Annotated in this window: 11 protein-coding genes; 5 read left to right on the top strand and 6 right to left on the bottom strand. The window is 37.7% G+C overall.

Going from position 1 to position 12414, the window contains the following annotated elements; translation table 11 throughout:
• Window positions 1-82: 82 nt before the first annotated feature.
• Window positions 83-727: a LysE family translocator gene (locus AC2IP4_RS05840; RefSeq protein ID WP_375322566.1), complete on the bottom strand. Its 645-nt coding sequence runs from the start codon at window positions 725-727 to the stop codon at window positions 83-85.
• Window positions 728-948: 221 nt separating this feature from the next.
• Here AC2IP4_RS05840 and AC2IP4_RS05835 point away from each other — a divergent pair, with 221 nt between their 5' ends.
• The 4 genes from AC2IP4_RS05835 to AC2IP4_RS05820 all read left to right on the top strand — a co-directional run bounded on the left by AC2IP4_RS05835 (window position 949) and on the right by AC2IP4_RS05820 (window position 4589).
• Window positions 949-1080, top strand: coding sequence for a hypothetical protein (locus AC2IP4_RS05835; protein WP_375322567.1), 132 nt, complete (start codon window positions 949-951; stop codon window positions 1078-1080).
• A 231-nt stretch (window positions 1081-1311) separates the two neighbouring features.
• Window positions 1312-2796 (top strand): carboxypeptidase M32, encoded by a 1485-nt coding sequence (locus AC2IP4_RS05830; RefSeq protein WP_486310661.1) that lies wholly within the window; start codon window positions 1312-1314, stop codon window positions 2794-2796.
• Between the two features lie 210 nt (window positions 2797-3006).
• Complete coding sequence (gene hipB, locus AC2IP4_RS05825; protein WP_012532966.1) at window positions 3007-3270, top strand: type II toxin-antitoxin system antitoxin HipB; 264 nt, start codon at window positions 3007-3009, stop codon at window positions 3268-3270.
• Entirely contained in the window at window positions 3270-4589 is a 1320-nt protein-coding gene (locus AC2IP4_RS05820) for a type II toxin-antitoxin system HipA family toxin (RefSeq protein ID WP_486310660.1), read from the top strand. The genes hipB and AC2IP4_RS05820 overlap by 1 nt, the downstream gene beginning before the upstream one ends.
• Before the next feature lie 168 nt (window positions 4590-4757).
• On the opposite strand, the gene AC2IP4_RS05815 is transcribed toward AC2IP4_RS05820, so the two are convergent.
• The 5 genes from AC2IP4_RS05815 to AC2IP4_RS05795 all read right to left on the bottom strand — a co-directional run bounded on the left by AC2IP4_RS05815 (window position 4758) and on the right by AC2IP4_RS05795 (window position 11377).
• Window positions 4758-7136: an ATP-binding protein gene (locus tag AC2IP4_RS05815; protein WP_486310659.1), complete on the bottom strand. Its 2379-nt coding sequence runs from the start codon at window positions 7134-7136 to the stop codon at window positions 4758-4760.
• Entirely contained in the window at window positions 7133-7846 is a 714-nt protein-coding gene (locus AC2IP4_RS05810) for an ABC-three component system middle component 1 (RefSeq protein WP_486310658.1), read from the bottom strand. Before AC2IP4_RS05810 ends, AC2IP4_RS05815 begins: the two co-directional genes overlap by 4 nt.
• On the bottom strand, window positions 7846-9279 hold the full coding sequence (locus tag AC2IP4_RS05805; protein WP_486310657.1) for an ABC-three component system protein: 1434 nt from the start codon (window positions 9277-9279) through the stop codon (window positions 7846-7848). The genes AC2IP4_RS05810 and AC2IP4_RS05805 overlap by 1 nt, the downstream gene beginning before the upstream one ends.
• A gap of 348 nt (window positions 9280-9627) precedes the next feature.
• Window positions 9628-11199: a cryptochrome/photolyase family protein gene (locus AC2IP4_RS05800; protein ID WP_486310656.1), complete on the bottom strand. Its 1572-nt coding sequence runs from the start codon at window positions 11197-11199 to the stop codon at window positions 9628-9630.
• Window positions 11200-11236: 37 nt separating this feature from the next.
• Window positions 11237-11377 carry a DUF2256 domain-containing protein gene (locus tag AC2IP4_RS05795; RefSeq protein WP_081092001.1) on the bottom strand — a complete coding sequence of 47 codons (141 nt, stop codon included), beginning with the start codon at window positions 11375-11377 and terminating at the stop codon, window positions 11237-11239.
• 342 nt (window positions 11378-11719) lie between these two features.
• Between AC2IP4_RS05795 and AC2IP4_RS05790 the strand changes: the two genes are divergently transcribed.
• Window positions 11720-12403 carry a glutathione S-transferase family protein gene (locus AC2IP4_RS05790; protein WP_375322574.1) on the top strand — a complete coding sequence of 228 codons (684 nt, stop codon included), beginning with the start codon at window positions 11720-11722 and terminating at the stop codon, window positions 12401-12403.
• Window positions 12404-12414 lie beyond the last annotated feature (11 nt).

Raw genomic sequence — 12414 nt, 5'->3', positions numbered from 1 at the left:
GTTATCTTTTCAATAAATTAAACAAAAGAATGCTATACCTTTGATTGTAAACTATCAGGTATAGCATTCTTATTTTTATAGCTTACTTAGACACTAATAAATTCACACCAAGTAAAATAAGTACACTACCCGTGATCCTTTCTATTCGATGCGTCATTTTCTCACTCGACATTAATACCTGTGCTTTCTCAACAAGCAATGCAATTCCACCTTGCCAAAACATAGCAATGATAAAATGGACACTTGCCATCAATAATGATTGAGCGAACGCATTATATTCAGGGTTAATAAATTGCGGTAATAAAGCCAAATAAAACACAGCGGTTTTAGGGTTTAAAATATTAGAAAGAAACCCCTCTTTAAAAGAAAGAGTTAAAGAAGCCTTCTTCTCTTTTATCTTATCTGTGACTTCTACGGTATTTCTACGTTTGCTAAAAGTACTTTTAATTGACTGGATACCCAACCAAATCAAGTACGCAGCCCCTATCGTCTTTATTACGGTAAATAACTCAGCAGAGCTTACCAACAATACAGATAAACCAATCGCCGACATAGTCGCATGAACAAACAAACCACAGCAAATACCCAGACTACAAGTGATGCCGTCTTTCCAGCCACCACGAGTAGTATTTCGGATAACCAAAGCAGTATCTAACCCTGGGGTCATTGTTAACAGTAGAATGGCAATAAAAAATGCCCAAAAATCTAGAATCACGTAAATGTCCATTTAATGGTGAGTTTCATTAATATATCTCGTTTTCTTTTAATTACTACTTAATTTCAATCAACTTATAAAATCGAACATTTAGTCTATTCATTTTTCGAGATTTAACCTATTTATCGTATTTATATAAATTAACCCAAATATCAAACCATTTGACCCTAATACGAAAGTTATTAAGAACAAAGCCCGATAAAGTACGCGCATCTATCGGGGAGAGACAAATAATGAATCACGTAACATTTAAATATCAAATAATGGGTTTTGGTAATTGGATTTCGGCAACAGTATCAACGGATGTTGCCAATAAATTAGCGGAAGAATATCGATCTTATGGCTGGCCTGTAAAAATTAGTTAAGCCTACATAATCACTGTTACCTCTTATTTACCTCGCTTATGCGGGGTATTTTTTTATCTGCACTTTGAGAAAAAGAATGCTCGTAACTAGTTCAGAATGAATATTAATGAGCCCTTATGTATTAAAAACGGTGTTATGAATACATGAACCATTTCTTTCTAAGTGAAACCGATCAACAATGAAACTATCACTCCAATGACGTATGAATAAAAAATAATAATGAGGGTATCTATGAGCCATTATCAGAAACTTGTTCAACACAGTTTAAAAATATCTCGATTTGAACACCTAGGATCTATTTGTGGTTGGGACCAAGCAGCCGTTATGCCATCTGGCGGTAACAAAGCTCGCTCAGAAGCAATGGCTGAACTGTCTGTTCATTTGCATCAACTAGGCAATGCACCACAACTGGCCGAATGGTTTGATAAAGCAGAATCCGAATCTTTATCTACTAATGAACAAGCAAGCCTTCGTGAAATGAAATCACAATGGCAACAAACCACGGCCCTGCCTGAAACCTTAGTAGAAGCGCAATCTCTTGCAGGCTCTAAGTGTGAGCATGCATGGCGCTCACAACGTAGTGAAAACGACTGGGAAGGTTTCAGCAAAAACTTTGCAGATGTGGTTGCCCTATCTCAAGAAGAAGCACAAATTCGCGCAGAGATCACAGGCCTAACCCCTTACGATGCCATGCTTGAACTATACGAACCGGGAACCACCACAGCCAAACTTGATGTTGTATTTAACGACGTAAAAACGTGGCTCCCTTCTCTTATTCAAAACATTCAAGAGAAGCAAGCAACAGAAGCAATCTATTTACCTGAGGGCAATTACCCAACAGAGCAACAACGCCAGCTGAGTTTGGATGTAATGAAGTTTTTAAACTTCGATTTTGATCACGGTCGTCTTGATGTCAGCATGCACCCTTTCTGTGGCGGTGTACCAACAGATGTACGTATCACTACGCGTTATGATAAAAACGATTTTGTGCAATCACTCATGGGTACAGTGCATGAAACGGGTCACGCACGTTACGAGCAAGGATTACCAAAAGAATTTGCAGGCCTTGCTGTTGGTCAAGCTCGCTCAATGGGGATTCATGAGTCTCAGAGCCTATTTTTTGAGATGCAATTAGGCCGCAGTGCTGAATTTATCTCTCAACTCTCGCCATTAGTGCAAAAGAACTTTATAAACGCAGATCAGAAGATCTTTGAGACCGATAACCTACAAAAGATCTACACACGCGTAAACCCAGATTTTATCCGTGTAGATGCCGATGAAGCGACATACCCTGCCCACGTTATTTTACGTTATGAAATCGAGCGTGATTTAATGAACGGTAACATCAGCTATAAAGATATCCCTGAACTGTGGGATGCAAAAATGCAGCAGTACCTAGGTTTAACCACTAAAGGCAATTACAAAAACGGCTGTATGCAAGACATTCACTGGACAGACGGCAGCTTTGGTTACTTCCCAAGTTACACATTAGGGGCAATGTACGCAGCACAGTTTATGGCAGCAATGAAACAAACGGTAGATGTAGAGAAAGCCACACTAAGCGGTGATTTAAGCCCTATTTTCACTTGGTTATCAGATAATATCTGGAGCAAGGCATCACTATTCTCAACCGATGATTTAGTGAAGCAAGCAACAGGTGATGTGCTAAATGCGAGTTTCTTTAAGGCGCATTTAGAGAAGCGTTATTTGGGGTAAGAGCTAGACGTTAATTCGTCACTTTACTTTGAGTAATTAAGAAAATGGATGTGGTTTTGGCTGCATCCATTTTTTATAATTCGTTTTTGACCATCACTTTATCCCCGACAAGGGATAAGACCTGCTTTATCCTCGATCGGGGATATATATTGACTTATCCCCGATCGGGTATATATTATTAATTATCCTCTATCGGGGATATCACATAATATGATGGGGTGTATGATGATTTATAATCCAAAACAATTAGCTAACCACTTAAAGCTTATTAGAACCAAACACAATTTGACTCAAACAGAGCTTGCTAAAAAAGTTGGTGTAAAACAATCCACCCTATCTAGCTTTGAGAATCATCCTGAAACCACTCAGTTACAGACACTCTTTAAGATCCTTCATGCATTAGAAGTTCATTGCATTATTCAAGAGCAAGTGCCAACAAGTCACGAAGACAATCTAGACGATGAGGCGTGGTAATGGCTGTATTAATTGCATACATGAATGGTGAGCGTGTTGGGGAATTTACTAAACTTAGTAACGGTGCACACCAATTTCAATACGATAAATCATGGATTGAAAGCAAGGTAGGAAGACCTCTTTCATTATCCCTTCCCCTGCAATATCCAAAGATAACCAGTGATTGCGTTATTAATTACTTCGACAACCTATTACCTGATTTATCAGAAGTCAGAGATCGCATCGTTGCCAGATACCAAGCTAAATCTCGTCAAACGTTCGATTTACTTCATGAAGTTGGTAAAGACAGCGTCGGTGCCATTTCTTTATTAACTGACGATGAAGAACCAAATACCAAACAACTGGATTATGAAGTTTTAACTCCAGCACGGCTCAAACAAGTACTCTCAGCCTATCAGTCCAATATCCCATTAGGAATGTTAGAAGATGAATCAGACTTTCGAATTTCGGTTGCCGGAGCACAAGAAAAAACAGCGCTACTCAGAATAAATGAGCAATGGTGTATACCGAAAGCATCAACGCCAACAACACATATAATCAAATTACCCATAGGTAAAATTCAACAACCTAATGCCACTCTCGATATGAGTGATAGTGTAGAAAATGAATACCTGTGCATTCAATTAGCGAAGAAGCTAGGATTCAATGTACCTAATGTTGAAATAATCCATTGTGATGGAATAAAAGCCATTGCAGTAGAGCGATTTGATAGACGATGGATTAAAAATAACACCAAGCTATTAAGATTACCGCAAGAAGATATGTGCCAAGCATTTGGATTACCCTCGTCAATCAAATATGAAGCAGATGGAGGCCCAAGTATAAAAACCATTATGGATCTTCTTATGGGCTCAAGCCAATCACTAAAAGATCGTGATGCTTTTATGCGATTTCAGGTATTTCAATGGTTAATTGGTGCAACAGATGGACACGCAAAAAACTTCTCCATTTTTATTAATGCACAAGGCAGTTATCACCTTACGCCCTTTTATGACATCTTATCCGCCTACCCAATCTTAGGTGGTAAAGGGATGAATATCCGCTCATTAAAACTGGCAATGGGACTAACAGCATCGAAAGGAAAGAAATACCCTATTGATAAAATATACACACGTCATTTTATTGATACGGCTAAAGCAGTTGGATTTGATACTGCGAGAATGGAAGAGATAATGAAGGAATTTGCGATAAATATGCCTAAGGCCATTAAGGCATTAGAAGCAGAATTACCAAGCGATTTTCCAAAAAGTATCTCTGACAGCATATTCAGTAACGCATTGAGAATGGTAAATAAGATCCGCTTGAGTAATTATTTATAATTTTTCTAGTTAGGTGACTTGTTTTTGGACAATTGTAAGCTACATACTTTGCTAAATTAGTAAAGTATGTATCATCTCAGGTATTACGAATACGGCCAAATCGACTAGGCCATAACAATGACTCTAACTAAGTGACCAAATTTACCGTACCGCTACAACTTGACTCTCTTAGTTATCAGCAACGGTTCTATAATGAAATTTATTGCTCGGGACATGTTCTTTCCGTTGCATTAAATTGACAATTTTCACATTCTCACTATATTTCAAATATTTGTAAGTAAAATATCTAGCTACTTTAGCTTCGTGTGTAGAAATAATGATTTGTTTTCCTGTGAAGTCATTCCGCAATACCTCAACCAATGAGGACATATTTATATCATCCATTGTCTGAACAGGATCATCGATCAAAACGCTGCCAAAATTAGAGGCGTATACTTTATGCAAAGCCAAAGTCAATGCGATAACAACTGCTGATATCTGCCCTGAACTCATAGTATTGAGAATGTCATGATCACTTTCCCAATTAGAAACAAGTCGTACATTTTTTAACTCATCATCCCCTGTCGGGTCTTTGATGAAGATCCCCTGACCAAGCCCTGCTTGATGGGATTGGAGGATTTTACCGGAGTAGATATAAAAAGGGATCTCGATATCGGTAATTAGTTGCTTCCTGTACTGTTTAATCTTTCTTTGCAAAATTTTAATCAGTTCGCCCAAATCAATCCTAGCTTGTTCCAATAACTTTTGTTCTCTTAGATGCTTGGAAAAGCTCTCTGATATTTCTTTCAAAGAGCTGAAATAAAGGCTCTTGATATATATTTCTTTTTGTTCGAGTTGAGCAATACTCACCTGATCCAGTTTCACATTCTGGCTATTAAAATAATCCCTATATATACGGTCGAATATATTTTCACCATTGGTCTCATAATAGTTATCAGGAGCTGTACCAATAGCAGAGCGTATACGTTCGCAAAGGTGATCTGTAACCTCGATAATTTTATCCTTCCCTCCCTCTACAGGAAAGTTAGCTGCTAACAAATCATCATGCAGAATACCTTCAGACAGAAGCCAACCTTGAAGTTTGCCAAAACGCTCTCTCATGGATAGCGCCCTAGAAATTGCAAGAAAGTCTTCCTGAGATGGCGGTGATGCTTGCTCAAGATAAACCGCACATGCTTTAACTAAGGGGGAGATATATGTGCTATGAAAACTATCTCTATAAGCAACTAAAAGCTTATCTTGTCCCATCAACTCTGAACGGAGTAAATCTCCATGCTGAGATATTACTTGAGATAACGAATCATGAGACTCGTACTCTTGTCCACAAAGCAAACATGAAGACTCATCCGGTATCTTCTGAAGTCCAGCAGACATGGCATTGTGATGTTTAATAAGTTCCGAATAAATAGAACTAAGTCCGTTTGCTTTACTTTCTTGTTCGATAAGGGATCGTAGCGCCGATTTAAATGTCTCGCCGTCTTCAAACTCCAAAATATGAAAAATCTCGTCAATGTTATTAATGATAGATATCTTTTTGGGATCGCCACTTCTGAGCGTAATCTCGAAACTCTTAATAAGTTGATACTTTTTACTTCGCGTGACATGTATATCGTAGTCATTGATGGAATTAAAGTAGCCTAGATAAGATTCAAGTACTTCCCTCTGACGAATCGCGTTTTCAAAGTTTCGACTTCTAAGAAAATAATGTTGATGCTCAAGGAAGTTTTTAATGTTGATTATCTCTGCCAAAGAGCTGTTAAGTTTATCTTGGTTCAACTCTGGAATTTTAATATCGTCCCAGAAAGGACTCTTGTTGTCTTCAGCTAACCATGGAAGAGCATAAGCATGAGGCTCACTCGCTCCTGTTGTTACATTTGTATTCTCATCAATTCGGTACAGTTGCTTGATAGCATCAATTTCTTTGCTTTTGGTTTTTTCTGACTTCTTCACTTTTCCAAGAATATCTATAAGCTTGTTAAGTTTTTCATCAGCCTCACGAGTATCACCGAAAAGTTGTGCTAATTTTTCAGCTCGCTGTGTTTCACTGTTACCCTTTAGAAATCGTGACGTATCTTCCTGCTGTATGTAATGGAATAAGTGAAAATCTCGCTTAAAATCGTGACTATCTAAGTACTGGTCCAAAAATAACTGATTTGATGACACTGGCTGCCCATCAACAATCTCATACAGCTCCCAAAGTTCTGCAAACCTAGATATTTTTTTGGAGCTGTTAGGGACTGATGTTTTCAACTTTCTTTTGAATATTTTTACTTTGGAATTAGTGTCTTTAAATTCTAGCTCTATTTCGACATGTCCTTTTCCTTGATGCGCAACAACAACATCTGTGGGATTTTGGCGACCATCCAAAGATACAAGACGAGTCAATTCCCCAGTCAAACCTAACTCGATGCCATCAAAGACTGATGTCTTTCCATACCCATTCGGCCCATCAAGCAAAACTAGGCGATAGTTCTCAAAATTAATGGTATATGGCTCTTCACCAAATATTTTAAAGTTCTTAAAGGTGATTCTATTTAGGGTAATCATACTAAGCGGCCCCAAATCATTTCAACATTCTGGACGCAATTACTTTCAGTCCATTCTACATCCAAATTGGTTAATTGGTTGTAGATTGAAGCTAACTCTGGTGATAATGAATTATCAATATCACTAAGAAGATTGCTAAGTTGCTGCTCTTGTGGGATATAAGTAATAAAAGGCAGTTTGAGTGCGATCTTTAAAATTAGAGAATAATGGTCTTTTTGAAGCTTGTTATTCTCTTTAAAATCAAGGAAGCCTTTACCACTATCTACATTAATTATGTTATTTATGACTTTAATAGTTATCTTTTCAATTTGCTCTTGAACCAAATAATTTTGTAAAGCCTGTACCTCCTCTTGAGAGCTGGCTATTACATTTTTTTTAAAGTTATACTGATCCTCTTCAAACATCAGTATTGTTTGCCTGCTAATTTTATCTTCTTCTTGGCAGAGAAGCATAGTGCAATTTTTCTCAAAGGTTTGATCTACTTTACCCGAGTGGCTAATTGTTTCGAACCAGTCCTGAACTTGGTTTTCCAGTAGACGTTGTGCATTACTATCAGACTGCGTGCGAAGTTTTACCGTGACAAAATATTCTTCTCGTTTACTATCTGTTAATGGGCAAAATAAGTAGAGGTCTGCCACATCTTGTTCTAACAAGAGTTCGACTTGTTTATATCCATTGTTGGAGAGTATGTTATTAATAATATTAATCATTAGTTTAATGCTTCCTTTGCGGTAGATATGGGCACAAGTGTTATATGTTTCAATATATCGTCTCTTTTAGTTCGAGGATCTTCATCTTCAGCTTGTGGTGCTTCCGTATGTGCCATCGAAGTTGGAGAAAATGTATGAGCCTCTAAACCACTGTAAATCAGGTTTTCAACCTCAAACAAAGTCTCAAACATATTGGGATTTGATGTGATTTTTCTTTCTATTTGTGTAACTCTAGCGGTAGAGGTAATAGTTGTAGGAAGAAAACTCTTGTGTGGTGGTGTCGTTGCACGATAACTAAAATTATATTTTGATGCGTTGTGTAAAGCTCGATCAAAATTGATTTCATGAAGGATTCTTATAAGTACATATCTGATACCATCAAGATCCGTTACCAAAGCATTAGTCGTGTTATTGTCATGTGCTAGATCAATATGGGGACAGAAGTTTCGGTAATACGCCCATAAATCCGTTGGGTTAAGGTTTAAAAGAAACTTACTTGCTTCTTTTAGATTACAAAGAACGTTTTCTTCTGGGTCGGTGTAATCATCGGGATCACTTATATATTCATCTATCTGATGGGCAAATTGATTTTTAAATTTATATGCCAGATATTCATCCCCAATATCTTCATGATCATTTTCAAGAACCTCAAGAATCTCATTAAATGCTATCGATATTTTTTCTTCTTGTTGCTTAGTCTTATGTCGCTGGATAATATATCTATCCATCATACTTAAAAAATAGTGAAATGTTTTCTCTAACTGCTCTGTCGTACTAGTAATATTGCGAGCTTCCATTGCTATTGAAATTTCTAACTTAATCTTTTTGTTAACTTCCTCAAGATCGCAAAACCTATTATTATCCTCGTACAGATAGCTATCTAGTCGATTTATTGCGTCGCTCTGCCCGCCATGAATAGAATTTAAAACATCAAATAACTGTGCTGCGGTAAGTTCTGGAAAGGCCGCCCTCAAGATAGCAGCCTGCTTGGGTTTATTTCTATCTGTAGATACCGCTTTTTCTATTATCGAACTTCCATCCTTTGGATTGATGCTTCGATATTGTTCTAAAACAATCTTTAAATCATCCTTAATCGAATTTTCAAGGTCTTGGAAATTTGGTTTTGAGTTAATGTGCTTCCAAGTATGAATTCTTCCGATAACTCGTGGTTGTTTATACAGCTCTAAAGTTATTTCAAGTAGAGCATCAGAATACTTACCATAAGCGCTAGAATTATACGCTTTAACCTGATGGATTGAGACAGAGTTTCCATTACACAATATTTCAAAATCTTCATTATCTTCCAGCATCAGATCGCGGTCGGAAAAATCTGTCCCTACAGGATCTCCATTGATCAAAGATAAAGCATAGTAGAGTGCTACCTTGCCTTGGTAATTAAAGCCACTCCAAGATGGGGACGCATCAAAAGCCATAAAAACTCCAGTACCGACAACAATTTCATTGGAAGCAATATACCACAACAAACCAAATAAACACCTGATTTTGTTGGATTTTGATTCAAGAAGAGGGCGAGAGAATAATTAACCTACCCATTCAGTATGAAGTAAATGTTATATTATGAGGAAAACGAATTGGGTGATGTAATGAACAACACAATACGAGCAAAATATACTGCCGCAATTAAGTTTTAAGTAGCCCGAGGATTTCAGATAAATTTTGATAAAGTAAAGTTACATTAACAGAATATAAATGAGTATTTGATCTAACAAACTTCGAGACAAAATCAAGTCACATTGCTCAAATATTTTAATAAATAAAACCTACAACTCCTCAATACCCAACAACAACTGCTCCGCTCTATCTAATATCACTTGCTGCTGTTCTTCTGATTTTTTCTGCCAATTTGCATAGACCATTCTGGTACGAGGATTGTTATTAAACTGCTCAATATGTGTATGCATAAAGTGCCAATACAGTGCATTTAGTGGGCATGCTTTTGGTTCAGTTATTTGTTTCACGTTATAGTGACAATCAGAGCAATAATCACTCATTTTATTCACGTAGTTACCACTGGCTGCGTAAGCCTTAGAGGCAACAATGCCACCATCTGCAAACTGGCTCATGCCCCGCGTATTTGGCATTTCAACCCACTCAATTGCATCAACATAAATCCCTAAATACCACTCATCTACTTCATCAGGTTTAATGCCCGTTAATAAGCAAAAATTACCGGTAATCATTAATCGTTGAATATGGTGTGCATAGGAAAAATCAAGAGACTGCTGTATTGCATGATGCATACAATTCATTTTTGTTTTCCCTGTCCAAAACCAACTTGGCAATGATAATGACGCTTCAAGTGTATTTAGGTTTTGGTAATCAGGCATATTGCGCCAGTAAATCCCACGTACAAACTCTCTCCACCCTAGAATTTGACGAACAAAACCTTCTATCTGAGCAATATCTATGGCATCTGGCTGTTGATTAAATTCCGTAATAGCAGCATCAATCACTTGCTTAGGGCTGAGTATTTTTGTATTGAGAGCAAAGGATAAACGGCTATGAAACCAACTCCATTGTTTTTGCGTGAGCATATCATCAAGCTTACATGTCATGGCATCTTGAAACTTCCCAAACAACGGTAAGCAATAGCGACAGAAAAACACTAATAACTCACTCGCCTGCTGCCGATTTACAGGCCATAGTAGGTGATTATCCGCTTGGCCTATCATCGTCACATTATGACGTTCTAGACGCTTAAGAATATCAGTGACATCGTTAGCGAATAATAATGGCGTGGGTACACTATCAAACTCGCTCGGCTTTAATTTGTTTTGATTTGCACCATCAAAGTTCCACTTTCCTGCAACGGGCTCCCCCTCATCCATCAGAATATTAAAGCGCTTTCTCATTTTACGATAAAAGGGTTCCATACGATGATGATGGTTCGGTTTAAACTCTTTTTCAATGTTCGCTTCAGAGAGAAAGAAGTGTTCACTTTCATAAGCTTGAGAAGATATGGCTAACGACAAACAGTATTTATCAAGCATGTTACGTAAACGGTATTCGTCAGGGAGTTGATACTCAAAATGGGTAATTTGGTGTTTAGCAATAAGGTGATTTAATAGATCGTCTATTTTTTCAAATGGCTCTGTATCGTCCAAGGTTAAATGCATCACTCGATGCCCTGCACTTTCTAATGCGGTTGCAAACTGGGTCATCGCAGCAAAAAAAGCACACACTTTTTGCACATGGTGTTTTACATAGGCGGTTTCTTGATGCATTTCTGCAATCACGTAAATCGTTAGTGGATCGCGATGTTGAAACCATGAATGACGGGCATTTAATTGGTCACCTAAAATGAGTCGTAATCGGTCAGCGGTGTCGTTCATAATCATCCCTTATCTTAAGCCATTGTTTGTAAATTTATTATTCACTTTGATGTCGTAAAGACCGACAACGCTTAGAGCAATATTTAACCATTGGCCAATCTCGCTCCCATTTCTTCCGCCAACTAAATGGTCTTTGACAAACAACACATATCTTTTCTGGCAACTGTGATTTTTTCATTGTCTTATGCTCGTACTGACTTCCACGAAAACACGATTTATCAGCATTATCATTCCTCAACTTGCCACTTATTAATATAGTGACCATCTGGGTCATATTGCTGAGTCTGTTTTTCAATATTAAATGTACTGAGATAATTACGTAAAAGGGAGCGCAATGGTTCACAAAACAACCGAATAACAACTCAAATTCCACTATCTCCTTTTTCCTTCTCCCTTCAACTGTTGTTTAAAAGACAATAGTGATTCGCATTTTTCCTTATATATAACCGAATTAAAACAGGTAATAATACGTTTAACTTAACGATTACAACCTTCACATTAAATCATGGGAAACTGATTTATGATTACTTTGCACGGTTTCGCGGCTAGTAACTATTACAACTTGATTAAACATGTACTGCTATACAAACAACTGCCCTTTCAAGAAAACCTAATTTACGGTGGTAGTGATGAGTTATTAGCAATAAGTCCGGCTGGTAAAGTACCTGTGATTACCACAAGCGAAGGCCTTAATATTTCAGAGTCGAGTGTCATTTGTGATTTTATTGAAGAAACATACCCCGAAATACCCCTGTATCCTGAAGATGCAGGAGAACGCGCAGTGGTTCGTCAAATCATGAAAATAGCTGAGCTTTACTTTGAACTGCCAAGCAGACGATTTATACCTTACGTCTTCTCTGGTACTGAAATTCCTGAATCGATTAAAGTGGAAGTTCGCCAAGTATTAACCCGTGGGGTTTCGGCCTTAAATAGCTTATGTAAATTCTCCCCTTGGATTGCAGGAGACAAATTAACAATGGCTGATATCTACGTTTATTACGTAAACACCATTGTTAGCACGTTTGGCTCTAGCCAACTTGATTGGGACATCCTTGCCGAAGTCACAGGAATGAAAGAGTGGAACGACGCCATGGGTCAATCAGCCATTGCTCAAAGCGTGGAGTCAGATCGTCAAACAAACATGCCCGAGTTTATCCAAAAGGTGAAAGCTCAAGTTCAAGCGGCAAAGCTAAGTAACGCTTAGTGATAAAAACA

The sequence above is a fragment of the Aliivibrio thorii genome, from assembly GCF_057368585.1.
This window is presented reverse-complemented; position numbering and strand designations above follow the sequence as displayed.

Bases quoted from the DNA above. Each gene is read 5' to 3' on its own strand.
- AC2IP4_RS05840 (WP_375322566.1), bottom strand. From the start codon at position 727: ATGGACATTTACGTGATTCTAGATTTTTGGGCATTTTTTATTGCCATT.
- AC2IP4_RS05835 (WP_375322567.1), top strand. From the start codon at position 949: ATGAATCACGTAACATTTAAATATCAAATAATGGGTTTTGGTAATTGG.
- AC2IP4_RS05830 (WP_486310661.1), top strand. From the start codon at position 1,312: ATGAGCCATTATCAGAAACTTGTTCAACACAGTTTAAAAATATCTCGA.
- hipB (WP_012532966.1), top strand. From the start codon at position 3,007: ATGATGGGGTGTATGATGATTTATAATCCAAAACAATTAGCTAACCAC.
- AC2IP4_RS05820 (WP_486310660.1), top strand. From the start codon at position 3,270: ATGGCTGTATTAATTGCATACATGAATGGTGAGCGTGTTGGGGAATTT.
- AC2IP4_RS05815 (WP_486310659.1), bottom strand. From the start codon at position 7,136: ATGATTACCCTAAATAGAATCACCTTTAAGAACTTTAAAATATTTGGT.
- AC2IP4_RS05810 (WP_486310658.1), bottom strand. From the start codon at position 7,846: ATGATTAATATTATTAATAACATACTCTCCAACAATGGATATAAACAA.
- AC2IP4_RS05805 (WP_486310657.1), bottom strand. From the start codon at position 9,279: ATGGCTTTTGATGCGTCCCCATCTTGGAGTGGCTTTAATTACCAAGGC.
- AC2IP4_RS05800 (WP_486310656.1), bottom strand. From the start codon at position 11,199: ATGAACGACACCGCTGACCGATTACGACTCATTTTAGGTGACCAATTA.
- AC2IP4_RS05795 (WP_081092001.1), bottom strand. From the start codon at position 11,377: ATGAAAAAATCACAGTTGCCAGAAAAGATATGTGTTGTTTGTCAAAGA.
- AC2IP4_RS05790 (WP_375322574.1), top strand. From the start codon at position 11,720: ATGATTACTTTGCACGGTTTCGCGGCTAGTAACTATTACAACTTGATT.